This is a genomic window from Novosphingobium sp. 32-60-15 (genome assembly GCF_002280675.1).
Lineage (GTDB): Bacteria > Pseudomonadota > Alphaproteobacteria > Sphingomonadales > Sphingomonadaceae > Novosphingobium.
The window spans coordinates 72,857-90,997 of record NZ_NCEN01000019.1; the positions used below are offsets into that span (position 1 = coordinate 72,857).

General features: G+C 57.9%; 29 protein-coding genes. All 29 read right to left on the minus strand.

All coding sequences use genetic code 11. The features are described 5' to 3' along the window. Window positions 1–5 precede the first annotated feature (5 nt). Window positions 6–1,373 carry a preprotein translocase subunit SecY gene (gene secY, locus B7Y89_RS13495; RefSeq protein WP_292939023.1) on the minus strand — a complete coding sequence of 456 codons (1,368 nt, stop codon included), beginning with the start codon at window positions 1,371–1,373 and terminating at the stop codon, window positions 6–8. Window positions 1,374–1,518: 145 nt separating this feature from the next. After that, window positions 1,519–2,037 (minus strand): 50S ribosomal protein L15, encoded by a 519-nt coding sequence (rplO, locus tag B7Y89_RS13500; protein ID WP_292939024.1) that lies wholly within the window; start codon window positions 2,035–2,037, stop codon window positions 1,519–1,521. Between the two features lie 155 nt (window positions 2,038–2,192). Beyond that, window positions 2,193–2,369: a 50S ribosomal protein L30 gene (rpmD, locus tag B7Y89_RS13505; RefSeq protein ID WP_292939025.1), complete on the minus strand. Its 177-nt coding sequence runs from the start codon at window positions 2,367–2,369 to the stop codon at window positions 2,193–2,195. 6 nt (window positions 2,370–2,375) lie between these two features. Continuing rightward, on the minus strand, window positions 2,376–3,110 hold the full coding sequence (rpsE, locus tag B7Y89_RS13510) for a 30S ribosomal protein S5 (RefSeq protein WP_292939026.1): 735 nt from the start codon (window positions 3,108–3,110) through the stop codon (window positions 2,376–2,378). A 2-nt stretch (window positions 3,111–3,112) separates the two neighbouring features. After that, window positions 3,113–3,463: a 50S ribosomal protein L18 gene (rplR, locus tag B7Y89_RS13515; RefSeq protein WP_292939027.1), complete on the minus strand. Its 351-nt coding sequence runs from the start codon at window positions 3,461–3,463 to the stop codon at window positions 3,113–3,115. Beyond that, complete coding sequence (rplF, locus tag B7Y89_RS13520) at window positions 3,463–3,996, minus strand: 50S ribosomal protein L6 (RefSeq protein WP_292939028.1); 534 nt, start codon at window positions 3,994–3,996, stop codon at window positions 3,463–3,465. The genes rplR and rplF overlap by 1 nt, the downstream gene beginning before the upstream one ends. Next, window positions 3,996–4,391 (minus strand): 30S ribosomal protein S8, encoded by a 396-nt coding sequence (gene rpsH, locus B7Y89_RS13525; protein WP_054107576.1) that lies wholly within the window; start codon window positions 4,389–4,391, stop codon window positions 3,996–3,998. The genes rplF and rpsH overlap by 1 nt, the downstream gene beginning before the upstream one ends. Window positions 4,392–4,400: 9 nt before the next feature. Next, the gene (rpsN, locus tag B7Y89_RS13530) at window positions 4,401–4,706 is read right to left on the minus strand and encodes a 30S ribosomal protein S14 (protein WP_292939029.1); all 306 of its coding nucleotides are present in this window, start codon (window positions 4,704–4,706) and stop codon (window positions 4,401–4,403) included. 29 nt (window positions 4,707–4,735) lie between these two features. Further along, window positions 4,736–5,317: a 50S ribosomal protein L5 gene (gene rplE / locus B7Y89_RS13535; protein WP_292939030.1), complete on the minus strand. Its 582-nt coding sequence runs from the start codon at window positions 5,315–5,317 to the stop codon at window positions 4,736–4,738. Continuing rightward, complete coding sequence (gene rplX / locus B7Y89_RS13540; RefSeq protein WP_292939031.1) at window positions 5,310–5,627, minus strand: 50S ribosomal protein L24; 318 nt, start codon at window positions 5,625–5,627, stop codon at window positions 5,310–5,312. Before rplX ends, rplE begins: the two co-directional genes overlap by 8 nt. After that, a complete protein-coding gene (gene rplN / locus B7Y89_RS13545) occupies window positions 5,627–5,995 on the minus strand; it encodes a 50S ribosomal protein L14 (RefSeq protein ID WP_231470124.1) in 369 nt (122 codons plus the stop codon). Before rplN ends, rplX begins: the two co-directional genes overlap by 1 nt. Window positions 5,996–6,098: 103 nt before the next feature. After that, on the minus strand, window positions 6,099–6,368 hold the full coding sequence (rpsQ, locus tag B7Y89_RS13550) for a 30S ribosomal protein S17 (RefSeq protein WP_292939032.1): 270 nt from the start codon (window positions 6,366–6,368) through the stop codon (window positions 6,099–6,101). A 10-nt stretch (window positions 6,369–6,378) separates the two neighbouring features. Beyond that, entirely contained in the window at window positions 6,379–6,585 is a 207-nt protein-coding gene (gene rpmC, locus B7Y89_RS13555) for a 50S ribosomal protein L29 (protein ID WP_292939033.1), read from the minus strand. Window positions 6,586–6,594: 9 nt separating this feature from the next. After that, a complete protein-coding gene (gene rplP / locus B7Y89_RS13560) occupies window positions 6,595–7,029 on the minus strand; it encodes a 50S ribosomal protein L16 (RefSeq protein ID WP_292939034.1) in 435 nt (144 codons plus the stop codon). A gap of 22 nt (window positions 7,030–7,051) precedes the next feature. Then, entirely contained in the window at window positions 7,052–7,747 is a 696-nt protein-coding gene (gene rpsC, locus B7Y89_RS13565) for a 30S ribosomal protein S3 (RefSeq protein WP_292939035.1), read from the minus strand. A 2-nt stretch (window positions 7,748–7,749) separates the two neighbouring features. After that, window positions 7,750–8,136: a 50S ribosomal protein L22 gene (rplV, locus tag B7Y89_RS13570; RefSeq protein ID WP_054107585.1), complete on the minus strand. Its 387-nt coding sequence runs from the start codon at window positions 8,134–8,136 to the stop codon at window positions 7,750–7,752. Then, complete coding sequence (gene rpsS / locus B7Y89_RS13575; RefSeq protein WP_292939036.1) at window positions 8,136–8,414, minus strand: 30S ribosomal protein S19; 279 nt, start codon at window positions 8,412–8,414, stop codon at window positions 8,136–8,138. The genes rplV and rpsS overlap by 1 nt, the downstream gene beginning before the upstream one ends. A 6-nt stretch (window positions 8,415–8,420) precedes the next feature. After that, a complete protein-coding gene (gene rplB, locus B7Y89_RS13580) occupies window positions 8,421–9,257 on the minus strand; it encodes a 50S ribosomal protein L2 (protein ID WP_292939037.1) in 837 nt (278 codons plus the stop codon). Between the two features lie 10 nt (window positions 9,258–9,267). Further along, entirely contained in the window at window positions 9,268–9,573 is a 306-nt protein-coding gene (locus tag B7Y89_RS13585) for a 50S ribosomal protein L23 (RefSeq protein ID WP_054107588.1), read from the minus strand. Then, window positions 9,566–10,189 (minus strand): 50S ribosomal protein L4, encoded by a 624-nt coding sequence (gene rplD, locus B7Y89_RS13590; RefSeq protein ID WP_054107589.1) that lies wholly within the window; start codon window positions 10,187–10,189, stop codon window positions 9,566–9,568. The genes B7Y89_RS13585 and rplD overlap by 8 nt, the downstream gene beginning before the upstream one ends. 3 nt (window positions 10,190–10,192) lie before the next feature. After that, entirely contained in the window at window positions 10,193–10,951 is a 759-nt protein-coding gene (rplC, locus tag B7Y89_RS13595) for a 50S ribosomal protein L3 (protein WP_054107590.1), read from the minus strand. Window positions 10,952–11,278: 327 nt separating this feature from the next. After that, window positions 11,279–11,590, minus strand: a complete 312-nt coding sequence (gene rpsJ / locus B7Y89_RS13600; protein WP_039334374.1) for a 30S ribosomal protein S10 — start codon at window positions 11,588–11,590, stop codon at window positions 11,279–11,281. A gap of 167 nt (window positions 11,591–11,757) precedes the next feature. Further along, window positions 11,758–12,948 (minus strand): elongation factor Tu, encoded by a 1,191-nt coding sequence (gene tuf / locus B7Y89_RS13605; RefSeq protein WP_292939038.1) that lies wholly within the window; start codon window positions 12,946–12,948, stop codon window positions 11,758–11,760. 92 nt (window positions 12,949–13,040) lie between these two features. Then, window positions 13,041–15,113, minus strand: coding sequence for an elongation factor G (fusA, locus tag B7Y89_RS13610; protein ID WP_292939039.1), 2,073 nt, complete (start codon window positions 15,111–15,113; stop codon window positions 13,041–13,043). A gap of 81 nt (window positions 15,114–15,194) precedes the next feature. Next, entirely contained in the window at window positions 15,195–15,665 is a 471-nt protein-coding gene (gene rpsG, locus B7Y89_RS13615) for a 30S ribosomal protein S7 (RefSeq protein WP_292939040.1), read from the minus strand. A 174-nt stretch (window positions 15,666–15,839) separates the two neighbouring features. After that, window positions 15,840–16,211: a 30S ribosomal protein S12 gene (gene rpsL / locus B7Y89_RS13620; RefSeq protein ID WP_054107594.1), complete on the minus strand. Its 372-nt coding sequence runs from the start codon at window positions 16,209–16,211 to the stop codon at window positions 15,840–15,842. Window positions 16,212–16,601: 390 nt separating this feature from the next. Further along, entirely contained in the window at window positions 16,602–16,880 is a 279-nt protein-coding gene (locus B7Y89_RS13625) for a hypothetical protein (protein ID WP_292939041.1), read from the minus strand. Between the two features lie 97 nt (window positions 16,881–16,977). Then, the gene (locus B7Y89_RS13630; protein WP_292939042.1) at window positions 16,978–17,100 is read right to left on the minus strand and encodes a hypothetical protein; all 123 of its coding nucleotides are present in this window, start codon (window positions 17,098–17,100) and stop codon (window positions 16,978–16,980) included. 24 nt (window positions 17,101–17,124) lie between these two features. Continuing rightward, window positions 17,125–18,063, minus strand: coding sequence for a type II restriction endonuclease (locus B7Y89_RS13635; RefSeq protein WP_292939043.1), 939 nt, complete (start codon window positions 18,061–18,063; stop codon window positions 17,125–17,127). Between the last annotated feature and the right edge of the window lie 78 nt (window positions 18,064–18,141).

Below are 18,141 nucleotides of genomic sequence, written 5' to 3' on the forward strand. Positions count from 1 at the left end.
GCTTGTCAGCGCAGCCGACCCTTCAATTTGGCCTTCTTGATCAAATCGCCATACTGGTGCGCCAGCAAGTGCGATTGAATCTGGGTGATCGTATCAACGGTGACGTTCACGACAATCAACAAGCTGGTGCCACCAAAGAACACAGCGCCCATTCCCGTCTCCGCCATAATCCATTCCGGCACGACGCAAACAACAGTGATGTAGGCCGCACCGAGCACGGTGATGCGCGTCAACACATAGTCCAAATAGTTCGCGGTGTTCTTGCCAGGACGAATGCCGGGAATGAACCCGCCGTTCTTCTTGAGGTTCTCAGCCGTCTCTTCAGGATTGAAAACAACCGCCGTGTAGAAGAACGCGAAGAAGATGATACCGGCCGCGTAGAGCAGCATGTAGAGCGGCTTGCCGTGCCCAAGATACTGGTTCAGCGTGACGATCACCTGACCCATGGTTGTATCTGGCGAAATCGAGTTGCCCGCAAACTGGGTGATTGTCAGTGGCAAGAGCAGCAACGAACTCGCGAAAATGGGAGGAATCACGCCAGCAGTGTTAAGCTTCAACGGGAGGTGGCTGCTGTCGGCCTGCATCATTCCACGTTGAGTGGCCCGTTTGGGATACTGGATCAACAAACGCCGTGTCGACCGTTCAAAGAAGCAGATTGCTAGCACCAAGACGATCAGCATGATTACAATGCCGACGATCAGGAACGGCGAAATTGCGCCAGTCCGGCCACCTTCGAAAAGGTTGCCAAAGAACTTCGGCAGCTGGGCAACAATGCCAGCCATGATGATCAACGAAACGCCGTTGCCGATGCCGCGTGAGGTGATCTGCTCACCCAACCACAGCAGGAACATGGTCCCGCCGATCAGCGAGATCACAGCACCAACACGGAACAGCAGGCCGGGATTGACTACGGCCTGCAACCCGCTCGACGCACCGTATGCTTCAAGCCCGGAGGCGAGCACCCAGCCTTGAATGGCGGTCAGCAAAACAGCGCCGTAGCGCGTGTATTGGTTGAGCTTCTTGCGGCCGCTTTCGCCTTCCTTCTTCAACGCCGCAAGCGACGGATGAAGCGAGGCAGCCAATTGCACCACGATCGAAGCCGTGATGTAGGGCATGACGCCGAGCGCGATCAGGCTCATACGTTCAAGCGAGCCGCCCGAGAATGCATTGAAAATGTCGAGCACGCCACCACGCGTCTGATCGTACAGCGTCTCCATAATCAGCGGATTTACACCCGGCAGCGGCACAAAGCTGAGGAAACGGAATACAATGAGCGCGCCCACCGTGAACCAGATCCGATTTTTAAGCTCGGTCGCTTTGGAGAAGTTGGCCAGACTGAGGTTGCTGGCGATATTATCGGCGCGTGATGCCATGTTCGGGGTTCAAGCCTTGCTGTGAGACAGGACATCTTGCCTGCCTCCATCATGTAGAGCTAGCCCATATAGTGCGAATTCGCGAAAGTCGAACCCGTGCAATGCCAAAATCCCCGCCTGCGTTACAGGCGGGGACTGGAATGCTTCACTTGGCCTGCTTGTTGGCCTCGCGGCGGGCGGTCTTCTTCTCATGCTCGCTCGGCTGAGCGGCAGGAAGTTCAACCGAACCGCCGGCCTTTTCAACGGCTTCGAGCGCGCCCTTGCTGACGCCATCAACCTTGAAGGCCACCTTGGCTGTGAATTCACCCTTGCCGAGCAAACGCACGCCATCCTTGCCGCCACGGGCAAGACCGGCAGCCTTGAGCGCTGCGTGATCGATCGGAGCAGACAGGTCAAACTTGCCAGCGTCGATCATCTTCTGGATCATGCCGAGGTTAACTTCAGCGAAGTCCTTGGCGAAGATGTTGTTGAAGCCGCGCTTTGGAATACGCATGTGAAGCGGCATCTGGCCGCCTTCAAAACCGTTGATCGACACACCCGAACGCGCCTTGGCGCCCTTTTGGCCGCGACCAGCGGTCTTACCCTTGCCGGAACCGATACCACGGCCCACGCGCATGCGACCTTTACGGGCACCCTTGTTGTCGGAGATTTCATTTAATTTCATGATCTGCACTCGCTTTCGCTTTTGTCGCGCTGGAAAGAAGCGGCGCGCATAGGATAAAACCCTACGCTTGTCACCCCTTTAGGAGCTTCTGGCCCCAAATGGAAAACCCCGGCACATGGCCGGGGTGTCCCGATATTTCCGCAAAATCGCGGTGATCAGTCGATCACGGCAACCATGTGAGGAAGCTTTGCAATGGCACCGCGCACTTCAGCCGTGTCTTCCAACTCGACCACGCGATTCATTTTGCCCAAGCCCAGACCGATCAGAATCTTCTTCTGATGTTCCGGGCGACGGATCGGCGAACCGATCTGCTTGATCTTGATCGTAGCCATTACCGATTACTCCGTGATGGCATCGGCAGCAGCTTCGGCTTCAACCGAAGTTGCGCCACCGCGACCGAGCAGATCGGCAACCTTCTTGCCACGACGCTGGGCAACCGACTTCGGTGAAGTCTGGCTGACAAGCGCGTCGAAGGTTGCGCGGATCATGTTGTAAGGATTCGATGTGCCGACCGACTTGGTCACCACGTCGGCAACGCCGAGGCTTTCGAAGACTGCGCGCATCGGACCACCAGCGATGATGCCCGTACCGGCAGGAGCCGTACGCACATTCACCTTGCCAGCGCCAAAACGGCCCTTGCCGTCGTGATGCAGCGTGCGGCCTTCCTTCAGCGGCACGCGGACCATTGCGCGCTTTGCAGCAGCAGTAGCCTTGGTGATTGCTTCAGGCACTTCGCGCGCCTTGCCCTTACCGAAGCCTGCACGGCCCTTGCCGTCGCCGACTACGACCAGTGCAGCAAAGCCGAAGCGCTTACCGCCCTTGACCGTCTTTGAAACGCGGTTGATGTGTACGAGCTTTTCGATCAGCTCCTCACCACCGTCATCGTCGGCGCCGCGACCACCGCGACGATCGTCACGACGACCACCGCGATTGTTTCCGCCACGATCATTGTTGCCACCGCGATCGTTGCCGCCACGGCCGCGACCACGGCCACGACCTTCACGCTGCGGCTCACCGCCGGCCGCGTCTGCGACAACGGCGACTTCGCCTTCCAGGTTGGTTTCGTCAGCCATAATCAGAACTCCAGGCCGCCAGCGCGGGCAGCATCAGCCAGCGCCTTGACGCGGCCATGGAACAGGAACCCGCCGCGATCGAACACAACGGTGGTAACGCCAGCAGCCTTGGCCTTCTCGGCGATTTCGGCGCCAACCTTTGCCGCAGCATCGATGTTCGCACCAATCGACTTCTGGCCAGTGACCATCGAAGACGCGGCAGCGACCGTGTGGCCTTGTGCATCGTCGATGATCTGGGCGTAGATGTGACGGCCAGAACGGTGGATCGAGAGACGCGGACGGCCACCCGAACGCGCTTTCAGCGCAGTACGAACGCGCAGCCGACGGCGTGCGAAGAGAGACAGCTTTGCCATTACTTCTTCTTCCCTTCCTTGCGGAAGACAAACTCGCCACGGTACTTGATGCCCTTGCCCTTGTAAGGCTCGGGCTTGCGCCAGCGACGGATCTCGGCGGCGACTTGGCCAACCTTCTGTTTGTCGATACCCGAAATTTCCACCGTGGTGTTATCAGGGGTCTTGATTTCGATACCTTCCGGAATGGCGAAATCAACATCGTGGCTGTAGCCAAGCTGCAGCTTCAGGTTCTTGCCCTGCGAGTTGGCGCGATAGCCAACACCGGTGATTTCAAGAACCTTGGTGTAGCCCTGCGTGACGCCGGTCACGAGGTTGTCAACCAGAGTGCGCTGCATGCCCCAGAAGGCACGTGCCGCTTTGGTTGCGTTCGCTGGCTTCACGGTGATCGTATCACCATCAAGCGTGTAGCTGATTTCGTCGCGCATGGTGAGCGAGAGTGAGCCCTTAGGCCCCTTCACGGACAACACGCCATTGGCGATATCAGCGGTGACGCCGCTAGGGATCGTCACCGGCTTTTTGCCGATGCGGCTCATCAGAAGACCTCCGCGAGCACTTCGCCACCGACGTTGGCTGCACGTGCTTCGGCATCCGAGAGCACGCCGCGTGGCGTCGAGACGATGGTGATGCCAAGGCCATTGCGGATCACAGGAAGTTCTTTCGAACCCGAGTAAACGCGGCGGCCAGGCTTCGAAACACGGGCAACATGCTTGATCGCAGGTTGGCCTTCGAAATACTTCAGTTCGATGCGAAGCTGCGGATGCGCGCCAGTGGCGTCTTCCGAGAAGCCACGAATGTAACCTTCGCGCTGAAGCACTTCGAGAACGTGTGCACGCAACTTGGAAGCTGGCGAAAGGACTGTGTCCTTTTTCGCCTGCTGGCCGTTGCGGATACGGGTGAGCATGTCACCCAAAGGATCGGTCATTGCCATCGGATGTCCTTACCAGCTCGACTTGGTCAGGCCGGGGATAAGGCCCTTGTTGCCTTTGTCCCGCAGCTCGATCCGGCAAAGGCCGAACTTGCGATAATAGCCGCGTGGGCGACCAGTCGTTGCGCAACGGTTGCGAACCCGGGTCGGGTTTGCGTTGCGGGGAATTTCAGCCATCTTGAGGCGGGCAATCAAACGCTCGGTTTCATCGAGGGTCTGGTCACCAGCAATAGCCTTGAGCGCTGCATACTTCGCCGCGTACTTCACGACGAGCTTCTTGCGACGCTCATTCTTATTGGTGGAACTCAGTTTCGCCATGGACTTAAGCTCTCTTCTTCAAATCAGGATCACGCGGCCTGCTGCTCTTCAGCAGCTTCCTGCGGGAACGGGAAACCGAACAGGCGAAGCAATTCACGTGCCTCGTCGTCAGTCTTCGCGGTGGTGGTGACGATGATGTCCATGCCACGCACCTTCTCGATCTGGTCATAGCTGATCTCTGGGAAGATGATCTGCTCTTTCAGACCCATTGCATAGTTGCCACGGCCATCAAACGACTTCGGGTTCAACCCACGAAAGTCACGGATGCGAGGCATTGCAATGGTGATCAGGCGGTCAAGAAATTCGTACATACGTTCACGACGCAAGGTAACCTTGCAACCGATCGGCATGCCTTCGCGCAGCTTGAATTGCGCGATCGACTTCTTTGCCTTGGTGATGACAGGCTTCTGGCCAGCGATCAGCTCCATTTCGGCAGCTGCGGTCGTGACCTTCTTCTTGTCCTGGCTCGCTTCGCCCACACCCATGTTGAGTGTGATCTTTTCGATGCGCGGGATTTCCATCACGTTCTTGTAGCCAAACTTGGCCTGCATCGCAGCAGCGATTTCAGTGTCAAACTTGGTCCGCATACGCGGGGTATACTGATCAACCATCGATGGCCTCCCCGGACTTCACGGCCACACGGACCTTCTTGCCGTCCTTGATTTCGAAGCGAACGCGGGTGGGTTTGCCATCCTTGTCAGCGACCGAAACCTTGGAGATGTGCAGCGGCGCTTCAAAGCGATCAATGCCGCCCTGAGGGTTCTGCTGGCTTGGCTTGCGGTGACGGGCAGCAATGTTAATGCCGCCAACGACAACCTTCTCATCCTTCGGCATGACCTGGAGCACAGTGCCTGAACGACCCTTGTCCTTGCCCGAACGAATGACGACGGTATCGCCCTTCTTGATCTTTGCAGCGGCCATTACAGCACCTCCGGCGCAAGGCTGATGATCTTCATGAAGCCCTTGGCACGCAATTCGCGAACCACTGGGCCGAAGATACGCGTACCGATCGGCTCTTCATTCTTGCCGACGAGCACAGCAGCATTGCCATCAAAACGGATAACGCTGCCATCGGCGCGACGCACGTCCTTGGCGGTACGTACGATCACGGCGCGATGGACATCGCCCTTCTTGACGCGTGCACGGGGCTGCGCCTCCTTGACCGACACCACGATGATGTCGCCAACGCTCGCGAACCGACGCTTAGAGCCACCCAGTACCTTGATGCACTGGACGCGCTTTGCGCCGCTGTTGTCCGCGACGTCGAGATTGGATTGCATCTGGATCATTGATCCGGTTCCTTCTCACTGGCTTGCCGGAACCAGTCCGGCAGTTCCAAAACTGTCGCCCGGGCCGAAGCACGGCTTGCGCCGTACTGCAACCCGAAATTCGTCAGACGTCCGCTTCGATTGCGGTGCCCTTGCCGGCTTGAACGCGGTCGATGACCTTCCACGTCTTCAGCTTGGAGATCGGCGCAGTCTCTTCGATGCGCACGGTCTCACCGATCTTGAACACATTCGTCTCGTCGTGTGCGTGATACTTCTTCGAACGACGGATGATCTTCCCGTACAACGGGTGCTTCACCTTACGCTCGACCTTCACGACCACGGTCTTGTCGGTTTTGTCGGAAACCACGGTTCCGGTCAAAATACGCTTTGGCATACTAGCTTCCTTACGCCTGGGCCGACTGAGAACGCTCAGTTTGCAGCGTCTTGATGCGTGCGATGTCGCGGCGAACTTCCTTGATGCGTGCTGGACGCTCAAGTTGGTTGGTCGCGCCTTGGAAACGCAGGTTGAACTGCTCGCGCTTCAGCTCAGCGAGATCAGCAGAAAGCTGGTCGTCGCTCTTGACGCGAAGGTCTTCGAACTTGGCCATCATCTTTCCTCCTTACTCGCCGCCAAGATGCGAAGTATCACCCAAACGGGCGACAACCTTCGTCTTGATCGGCAGCTTCATTGCAGCGCGGCTGAATGCCTCAGCGGCAAGCGGGCCGGGAACGCCATCCAGTTCGAACAGGATGCGGCCTGGCTTTACACGGGCAGCCCAGTATTCGATCGAACCCTTGCCTTTACCCTGACGGACTTCAGCAGGCTTCTTCGACACTGGCACGTCTGGGAACACGCGGATCCACAGACGGCCTTGACGGCGAATGTGGCGGGTGATCGCGCGGCGGGCCGCTTCGATCTGGCGCGCGGTGATCCGCTCTGGCTCCATAGCCTTAAGGCCGTAGGAGCCGAAGTTCAGGTCCGTACCGCCCTTGGCCAAGCCGTGGATACGGCCCTTGAAGGTCTTGCGGAACTTGGTCTTCTTCGGTTGCAGCATGGTGCTTCTCTACCCTCGAGGCTCAGCGTGCCGGACGGACGCCGGAAGTCTGTGCTTCCAACATCAGTCGGTCCTGCGCCATCGGGTCATGACCAAGAATCTCACCCTTGAAGATCCAGGTCTTGATACCGATGATGCCATAGGCGGTCAGCGCTTCGGCTTCAGCATAGTCGATGTTCGCGCGCAGCGTGTGCAACGGAACCCGGCCTTCGCGATACCATTCAACGCGGGCGATTTCAGCGCCGCCAAGACGGCCTCCGCACGTGATCTTGATGCCTTCAGCACCAAGACGAAGTGCTGACTGAACCGCACGCTTCATAGCGCGACGGAAAGCAACGCGGCGGATCAGCTGATCGGCAATGCCCTGGGCGACGAGCTTGCTGTCGATTTCCGGCTTGCGGATTTCAACAATGTTCAGCTTCACGTCGCTGCCGGTCATCGAAGCGAGCTTCGAGCGAAGCTTTTCGATGTCGGCGCCCTTCTTGCCGATGATGACACCCGGACGGGCGGCATAGATCGACACGCGGCACAGCTTGGCGGGGCGCTCGATAACGACCTTCGAGACCGCTGCCTGTGGCAGGGTATCAAAGACGAACTTGCGGATCGCCAGATCTTCCTTGAGCATCTGCGCGTAGTTACGCCCTTCGGCGTACCAGCGGCTGTCCCAGGTGCGGTTGATCTGCAGACGCAGACCAATGGGGTTAGACTTATGACCCATGATCAGGCCTCCCCTTCTTCGGTTGCTTCGCGCACGACAATCCGGAGACGTGAGAACGGCTTCAGGATGCGTGTCGACTTACCGCGACCACGGGTGTGGAAGCGCTTCATCGTCACCGACTTGCCGACCGAGGCTTCTGCCACGAACAACGCGTCAACGTCGAGGTTATGGTTGTTTTCCGCATTGGCGATCGCCGAGGCGAGAACCTTGCGCGCATCAACTGCCATGCCCTTAGTTGAGAAGGACAGGATGTTCATGGCTTCTTCAGCGGTCTTGCCACGGATCAGCGCAGCAACGAGATTGAGCTTCTGGGCCGAACCACGGATCGTGGTACCGACTGCCAGCGCTTCGTTGTCACCAACGCGGCGTGGAGCTGCAGGCTTGCTCATTAGCGCTTGCCCTTCTTGTCAGCGGCGTGGCCGGGGAACGTGCGCGTCGGCGCAAATTCACCAAGCTTATGGCCGACCATCTCTTCCGAGACGGAAACGGGGATGAACTTGTGACCGTTGTATACGTTGAACGTTAGTCCAACGAACTGCGGCAGAATGGTCGAACGACGCGACCATGTCTTGATCGGGCCAGCGCGAGAGCCTGTGTCCTGAGCGACTTCCGCCTTCTTCAGGAGGTGCAGGTCGACGAAGGGGCCCTTCCAGATGGAACGTGCCATGGGGTGTTACCTCTTCTTCTTCGCGTGACGCGAACGGATGATCATCTTATCCGTCGACTTGTTGTGACGGGTACGAGCGCCCTTGGTTGGCTTACCCCATGGTGTAACCGGATGACGGCCACCTGAGGTACGACCTTCACCACCACCGTGCGGGTGATCGACAGGGTTCTTGGCGACACCGCGGGTAAGCGGGCGGATGCCCTTCCAGCGGTTACGGCCAGCCTTTGCAAGGTTCTGGTTGGCGTTGTCGGGGTTCGACACGGCGCCAACTGTACCCATGCAATCACCACGCAGGTAACGCTGCTCGCCCGAGTTCAGGCGAACAATGACCATCCCGCGGTCACGACCGACGAGCTGGACATAAGTACCTGCAGAGCGAGCAATCTGGGCACCCTTGCCTGGCTTCATCTCCACGTTGTGAATGATGGTGCCAACCGGCATTTGCGACAAGAGCATGGCATTGCCAGGCTTTACGTCGGTCTTTTCACCGGCAACAATCGTGTCGCCAACGGCAAGCCGCTGCGGCGCGATGATGTAGGTTTGCTCACCGTCTTCGTACTTGACGAGGGCGATGAAAGCCGTGCGGTTAGGGTCATATTCAAGACGCTCGACAGTGGCCGGCATGTCCCACTTACGACGCTTGAAGTCGATGAAGCGGTAAGTCTGCTTGTGGCCGCCTGCGATGCCGCGCGAGGTCACATGACCCTTGTTGTTGCGGCCGCCGGTCTTGCTTTTACCTTGGGTCAGCGCCTTGAGCGGCTTGCCCTTCCACAGCGACGATTTGTCGACGAGGATAAGGCCGCGGCGTGCGGGGCTGGTCGGATTATAGTTCTTGAGTGCCATGGTGCGCGCCTCAAATACCGCTGGTGACGTCGATCGACTGGCCTGGAGCCAGAGTCACGACAGCCTTCTTGAAGTCAGAACGCTTGTAGGGCTTGCCCTTCCAGCGCTTGGTCTTGCCATCCTGATTCAAGGTGTTCACTTTCGTGACCTTGACATCAAAAAGGGCTTCAACCGCTGCCTTGATCTCCGGCTTGGTTGCCTTGTCGGCAACCTTGAAGACCACGGCGTTGTGCTCGCTGAGCAGCGTCGCTTTTTCGGTGATGTGGGGGGCCACAATCACGTCATAGTGACGCGTGTCGATTGCTTCCTTAGCCATTGAAGCGCGCCTCCAGCTTTTCGACAGCCGAGCGCGTCAGCACCAGGGTGTCATGCTTCAGGATGTCGTAAACGTTCGCGCCAATTGCTGGCAGGACGTTTACGCCGATGATGTTGCGCGCAGCCTTGGCGAAGTTATCGTTCACCGCTTCGCCATCGATCACGAGGACCTTCTTGCCGAAGTTTGCTTTTGCGAGTTGACCGACAAGCGCCTTGGTCTTGGCTTCAACGTCGAGGTTGTCGACGATGATAAGACCAGCCTTGGCTTTCGATGAGAGAGCCATCTTCAGGCCGAGTGCACGGACCTTCTTGTTCAACGAAACATCGAATTCACGGACGCGGGGACCATGGGCCTTGCCGCCGCCGATGAAGATTGGAGCCTTGCGATCGCCGTGACGAGCCGTACCGCCGCCCTTTTGGCGACCGAACTTCTTGCCGGTGCGGGCAACGTCAGAACGTTCGCGCGCTTTGCGGGCAATGCCGCGACGGTTTTCAAGCTGCCAGGTAACGACGCGGTGCAGAATGTCGGCGCGCGGCTCAATGCCGAACACGTCATCTGCGAGTTCCACTTCGCCCGTACCGGCGCTTCCGTCCAGATTGAGGACTTGAACTTTCACGACTTAGCCCTCCTGGCCTTCGGCGGTGTCGACAGCCGCGCCGGTATCGGCGGGAGTGTCGGCAGCAGCCGATTCGTTGCTGTTGGCAGCCTGCTTGAGGCCGGCGGGATAAGGTGCATCAGCGTGACGCGAAACCTTGACGGCATCACGGACAAGCAACCAGCCATTCTTCGAACCGGGGACTGAACCCTTTACGAAGATAAGGCCACGCTCATCGTCAACGCGAACGACTTCGAGGTTTTGCTGGGTGCGCTGCTTGTCGCCCATGTGCCCTGCCATCTTCTTGTTCTTGAAGACGCGGCCCGGATCCTGGCGTTGGCCAGTCGAACCCAGTGCACGGTGCGAAATCGATACGCCGTGCGTTGCACGCATACCGCCGAAACCCCAACGCTTCATGCCGCCCGCAAAGCCCTTGCCCTGCGTGTTGCCCGAAACGTCGACCATCTGGCCGGGGACGAAGTGCGAAGCAGCGATGGTTGAACCGACTTCAACCGTTGCATCGTCTGCAACGCGGAATTCGGCAACTTCCATCTTCAGCGGCACTTGCGCCTTGGCGAAGTGCTCACGCTGCGGCTTGGCAACGTTCTTTTGCTTGGCTTGGCCTGCACCGAGCTGGAGAGCGACGTAACCGTCAGTCTCTGCAGTGCGAACCGAAACCACCTGGCAATTTTCTAGCGAAAGGACGGTGACCGGCACGTGCCGACCATCTTCCTGAAAAATTCGGGTCATCCCGACTTTCTTCGCGATCACGCCGGTGCGCATGATCCATACTCCTCACAGAGGCATGCCGGACCCATTCCGACATGCATGTTCAGCCCGTATGTGAAGCGCGCCCCCGACCGGGCTGAATGTCCCTGCTGAAACAGAAACAATCGGGGGACGCTTGCCCGGCTGTGCGATCACCCAGTTAACTGGACAGACGCGGCGCCGGAGGTATCCCATTGTCAACGAGGCTTTTGTTACCCCGGAAACTCTGGCCCTTCACCGAAATGAAGGTCTTAGCTGGACAAGCCAGCCAGAAACTTTGGACCGTTACGGACGATCCGACCGGACGGGCACCTGCCTTGGCAGGGCTGCCTTCAAACCGCCTTAGGCAAGCTTGATTTCGACATTGACGCCAGCTGCGAGATCCAGCTTCATTAGCGCATCGACCGTAGCAGCATTAGGCTGCACAATGTCGAGAAGGCGCTTGTAAGTGCGGACCTCAAACTGCTCGCGCGACTTTTTGTCGATGTGCGGGCCACGGTTAACCGTGAACTTTTCGATGCGCGTTGGCAACGGAATGGGACCCCGGATCAGAGCGCCGGTGCGGCGTGCTGTATCAGCAATTTCCCCAGTGGCCTGGTCGAGCACACGATGATCAAAGGCCTTAAGGCGAATGCGGATATTTTGGGCGTCCATGTCCGTTTACCGATGCGAAAGAGCAAAACAAAAAAGCCAGTCGACCTACCCTCTTACCCTGCCCCAATAGTGTTGCTCGGGGAGAGCGGGCCGACTGTCTAAAAGCGATCAGAAGTAAAAACCGTCCAGCGGAGAGAGTGATTCTCTCCGCTGGAGCGCGGCCTATATTACTTCGTGATGGTGCTGACAACCCCAGAACCGACAGTCCGGCCACCTTCGCGAATTGCGAAGCGAAGACCTGGATCCATCGCGATTGGAGCGATCAACTTGACGCCGATCGAAACGTTGTCGCCAGGCATAACCATCTCGGTGCCTTCTGGCAGAACAACTTCACCGGTCACGTCGGTCGTGCGGAAGTAGAACTGTGGGCGGTAGTTGGCGAAGAATGGCGTGTGACGGCCGCCTTCGTCCTTCGACAGCACATAGACTTCAGCCGAGAACTCGGTGTGCGGCGTAACCGAACCGGGCTTGCACAGCACTTGGCCGCGCTCGACGTCTTCACGCTTAACACCACGAACCAGCGCGCCGATGTTGTCGCCAGCTTCACCCTGATCGAGCAGCTTGCGGAACATTTCAACGCCGGTCACGACGGTCTTTTGCGTGTCCTTCAGACCAACGATTTCAACTTCTTCGCCAACCTTGACGATACCGGTTTCAACGCGGCCGGTCACAACCGTACCACGACCCGAGATCGAGAACACGTCTTCCACTGGCATCAGGAAAGGCTTGTCGGTTGGGCGTGGAGGCTGCGGGATGTAGCTGTCAACAGCGTCCATCAGCGCGTGAATCGACGACTTGCCGATTTCATCATTGCGGCCTTCGAGTGCGGCCAGAGCCGAACCCTTGATCACAGGGATGTCATCGCCAGGGAAGCCATACGATGAAAGCAGTTCACGAACTTCGAGTTCGACGAGTTCGAGGATTTCCTCGTCATCGACCTGATCGACCTTGTTCATGTAAACAACCAGAGCTGGCACGCCAACCTGGCGAGCAAGCAGGATGTGTTCGCGGGTCTGCGGCATTGGACCGTCAGCAGCGTTCACAACCAGAATGCCACCGTCCATCTGCGCAGCGCCGGTGATCATGTTCTTCACATAGTCAGCGTGGCCTGGGCAGTCGACGTGTGCATAGTGACGGTTGGCAGTTTCATATTCGACGTGTGCGGTCGAAATGGTGATGCCGCGTTCACGCTCTTCTGGAGCCTTGTCGATGTTCGCGTAGTCCGTGAACGTCGCGCCACCGGTCTCAGCGAGAACCTTGGTGATTGCGGCGGTCAGCGTGGTCTTTCCGTGGTCAACGTGACCGATGGTGCCGATGTTGCAGTGCGGCTTGGTCCGCTCAAACTTAGCCTTGGCCATTGTTCAAACCTTCTTTTCGTATGTGTGCAGATACTGCGGGAAATGGACGGCACCCGCTGAATCGAGCGCCGCCCCTAAAGCTATCCGTGGTCTTATGCAAGCTTCGCTTTGACTTCGGCCGCTACGTTGGCCGGAACCTCGTCGTAGTGGTCAAAGAACATCGAGTAGTTTGCGCGGCCCTGGGTGAACGAGCGGAGCTGGTTCACGTAGCCGAACATGTTTGCCAGAGGGACCATTGCCGTAACGGCCTGGGCATTGCCCCGGCTGTCCGTGCCCTGGATCTGGCCGCGACGTGAGTTAATATCGCCGATCACGTCACCGAGGTATTCCTCAGGCGTAATCACCTCGACCTTCATGATCGGTTCGAGCAGCTTGATGCCTGCCTTCTGCGCGACTTCACGCATACAGCCACGGCCGGCGATTTCGAATGCCAGCGCCGACGAGTCGACGTCATGGTATGCGCCGTCGTAGAGCGTGATGGCAAAATCGATGATCGGGAACCCTACGAGCGAACCCGTGGCCGCGATTTCGCGGAAACCCTTTTCAATCGCGGGGATATATTCCTTGGGAATATTACCGCCCTTGATTTCATCGGTGAAGATGATGCCTGAACCGCGCTCACCCGGCGTGACACGCACCTTTACGCGACCGAACTGTCCGGTACCACCCGACTGCTTCTTGTGGGTATAATCCACATCCACAGCCTTGCCGAGGTATTCGCGGTAAGCCACCTGCGGCGCACCGACATTGGCTTCAACCTTGAATTCACGGCGCATACGATCGACGATGATTTCGAGGTGGAGTTCGCCCATCCCCTTGATGATCGTCTGGCCCGATTCATGATCGGTCGCAACGCGGAACGAAGGATCTTCGGCCGACAGACGGTGCAGCGCAACGCCCATCTTTTCCTGGTCAGCCTTGGTCTTGGGTTCCACCGAAAGCTCGATAACGGGCTCAGGGAATTCCATGCGCTCAAGAATGATCGGCTGACGTTCGGAACACAGCGTGTCACCGGTGGTCGTTTCCTTGAGGCCGGCCAAAGCCACAATGTCGCCGGCATAGGCTTCATCGATGTCTTCACGGCTGTTTGCATGCATCAGCAGCATGCGGCCAACCTTTTCCTTCTTGCCCTTGACCGAGTTCAGGTAGCTGCCCTTGTTGAGAGTGCCTGAATAGATGCGGGTAAAGGTCAGCGAGCCCACGAACGGATCGTTCATGATCTTGAACGCCAGCGCCGAGAACGGCGCATCGTCCGACGTCGCACGGCTGTCTGGTTCGTCCGTATCAGGATTGATGCCCTGAACGTCTTCAATGTCGAGCGGCGAAGGCAGGTAATCAACCACGGCATCGAGCAGCGGCTGAACGCCCTTGTTCTTGAACGCCGAGCCGCACAGTACGGGCACGAATGCCTGGCCGAGCGTACCCTTGCGGATCAACGCCTTGAGCGTTGCCACGTCAGGTTCGTTGCCTTCGAGGTATGCTTCCATCGCGTCATCGTCCTGCTCAACGGCAAGTTCGATCAATTGGTTGCGATAATCAGCGGCTTTGTCGGCCATGTCGGCAGGGATTTCTTCGTAGAAGAATTCGGCGCCGAGCGCTTCGTCCTTCCAGATGATCGCCCGGTTTTCAACCAGATCGACCAGACCCTTGAAATCACCTTCTGCGCCGATCGGGAGATACAGCACAGCTGGCTTGGCGCCGAGGCGGTCGATGATTGTCTGGACGCAATAGTAGAAGTTTGCGCCGGTGCGATCGAGTTTGTTGATGAAGCACATGCGCGGGACTTTGTATTTGTCCGCCTGGCGCCACACGGTTTCCGACTGCGGTTCAACGCCGGCGACGCCATCAAAGGCGGCGACGCAACCATCGAGCACGCGCAGCGAGCGTTCGACTTCGATGGTGAAGTCAACGTGGCCGGGGGTGTCGATGATGTTCAGGCGGTGATCGTTCCAGATGCAGGTCGTCGCGGCCGACGTGATCGTGATGCCGCGTTCCTGCTCCTGTTCCATCCAGTCCATCGTGGCAGCGCCGTCATGGACTTCGCCGATCTTGTAGGACTTGCCGGTATAAAAAAGGATGCGCTCGGTCGTCGTCGTCTTGCCGGCATCGATGTGTGCCATGATGCCGAAGTTACGATAGCGATCGAGCGGATGGCTGCGTGCCATGGTGCTGTTCCTTGGGAGTATGGGGGAGCCGGGTTGACCCCGCCCATATGGTTACAAGTGTGACCGTTTAAAGACGCTCGATTACCAGCGGTAGTGGCTGAACGCGCGGTTCGCGTCGGCCATACGGTGAGTATCTTCACGCTTCTTGACCGCGTTACCACGGTTGTTGGCAGCATCAAGCAGTTCAGCCGACAGACGTGCAGCCATCGTCGTTTCCGAACGATTGCGGGCTGCGGTGATCAACCAGCGGATGGCCAGAGCCTGCGCACGTTCAGGACGCACTTCGACAGGAACCTGATACGTAGCACCACCAACGCGGCGCGAACGCACTTCGATCTGCGGCTTTACGTTGTTGAGCGCATCATGGAACAGCTGGATCGGATCCGCCTTGGCGCGGGCCAACATGGTGTCCATTGCACCGTAAACGATGCTTTCTGCGACCGACTTCTTACCATCGAGCATGAGGTTGTTCATGAACTTCGACAGGGTCTGATCACCAAACTTCGGATCAGGCAGGATGACCCGCTTTTCCGGACGACGACGACGTGACATCTTTAATTCCTTCCGATTGAAACCCTGCCCTTCCCTGCATCGTCACCTGAAAACTTGCTTCAGTATCTATCGTGCGGTGCGGAGCGGGTTTCTCAATTCCTGAAACGACAGCGCGGTGGGGAGACATGGATCCCGGATCAAGTCCGGGATGACGATCACCCTACCGAACCGAGGTCACTTCGGACGCTTGGCGCCGTACTTCGAGCGCGACTTCTTGCGATCCTTGACGCCCTGTGTATCGAGCACGCCGCGCAGGACGTGGTAACGAACACCGGGAAGATCGCGGACGCGGCCGCCACGGATGAGCACAACCGAGTGCTCCTGAAGGTTGTGGCCTTCACCGGGGATGTACGAAATGACTTCGCGCTGGTTGGTCAGACGGATCTTGGCGACCTTGCGGAGAGCCGAGTTCGGCTTCTTTGGCGTCGTCGTGTAAACGCGTGTGCAAACGCCGCGCTTCTGCGGGTTCTGCTCCATCGCAGGGACCTTTGACTTGGCCTTCTGCGGTTCGCGGCCCTTGCGGACCAGCTGATTGATAGTAGGCATGAAGTACTCTTCACCTTGGTTGTGACCCCGTGGGCAAGGTGAAGATATCGCGGGTTTCGCGAATGCGCCGGGGTTGCGAGACATATGCCCCGCCGCCTGCCACATCAACGAACCGAAACGCTCCACCCGGACAAAAGGGCCGGGTTACTTTGGCGGATTACACAGGGAAGTTTGACCCACCTGCACGCACCGGCAATGTTCAGCTCTGCCCCACAAAACGGCATGACCGCTGCGGGAAGGTTGCGCCCTTAGTTGGATTCGCGGGTGGGGTCAAGGGTGGGGTGGGTTGAATGCGCGCGGCTGCGCAACATGCCCTCCCCCAACCCCTCCCATACATGGGAGGGGAGTAAGGTGATGCGTCCCCTTCGGCCTGAGGGAGGGGGGATTGCGTCAGGCAGCCATCAGCAGTTCTATTCGGGCGACTTCCTGCGCGAATTCGAAGCGGAGTTGATCGGCTTCATCATCAGGAAGCCAATTGGCCATCTGCGGAAACACGACTTTGTGAAACTTGAATGTCCGTTCATCCCAAGGGGAAGTATCAAGCGCCCGTTTGGCCTGCGAAAGCGTGGCAAGCAGCTTTTCCCGAATCGCTTCAGGATCGGGCAATTCGGGGGGGGATTCTGGCGCATCGCCAAGATCAAAACCCAGCTGCTTGGGTTGGTCGTTCACGTGGAAACCTGCTTCTGCTCGTTATGCGGAAGACATTAAGCCGCAAAGCTGCGGTTGCAAAGCGATACAGCGACGTGATTGTGGGAAACCAATACCATCATGCTGGTACGGTGCGTTCAGCAGTTGTGAACCGGTTACGATCAAGCTCGCTGATGGAACTGGCGGCGCGACCGGTGCCACGCAGGGTACGGTAACCCAGCCACCTGCGCAGAACGGGCATCCCGCTGACTTCATATGCCCATATTCAAGCTTCAATAGCCCGGCGACCTTCGATGAAAGCTGAGAGAGACTGAAGATGTGGCTGAACTGTTTTAGGAAACTTGCTGACAAGTCCCGCTGGGACGACAAGTTGGACGCCCGACCGGACCATTTCGCCGAATTGGCTTTCAGATATCCCTTCCTGCAACGTGAGCAGGTGTTTTTGAGGGATGCGGTCAGCCTCATTCAGGATTTGTCGCCAGCGATCCCTGCATGTTGTCTTAACGGCCAGCATCCGCAGGCGCTCCGCAGGGAATGAGGGGTCCCTGTAGGCGGCCTGTGACGGGAATAGGAAATCGGGCTTTTTGCCCTTCTCCGATTCAGGTTGGTGCTGAAAGTGCGCTCCTTCGACAAGAAGCTCTTCCAGAAAAATCTCGCGGGTATGGAGTTCGAGAGAATGTCCTGAGCGGGCTTTGCGGCGCTGCAATATCGTTTGCGCACGGGAAATGAACGTTTCTATATCGGCAAAGCCCGCCGCGATGTTGGGCATTTCAATCGCTTGCTCAACACTGCGAAAAAGCTCGTATTCGCACTCCCTACGCGCAAGCAAGCGGCGATCTGGATCGAGTATCCGCCGACTACGCAATTCAATAGTTTTGCGGACAACCTCTGCGCCAGTGGGAAATCGGTTAAGCCATGCAACTGGAATTTCATCAGCTTCAAGCCAGCAACTGGCGCGCGCCAGCGAATCGCTCTGCAAGAGGGTTGATGTCTGCATCGGCCATGAAAGCCATTTGCCTGGCTCAACTGGCCCAACCCTATCCTCAATCTGCTCTTCCTCAAGAGGATCGCGGCACAGCCATGCGCGACAAGTAGAAGCCTGTCCGTCAGTACCAATCTGAAAGGCAAAAACCGTCAGAGCGCCAGTGCTCTCGGGATCAAGTAAGGCAGATGCTGCCCCTCCAAATTGTGGATCGGCGTGCAAAAGGAACCCGGCTAGCGGGGTGATCGGCGTCCAAAAGGGAACCACCATTCCGATGGTTTAGACAGCGGCCTGGATTTT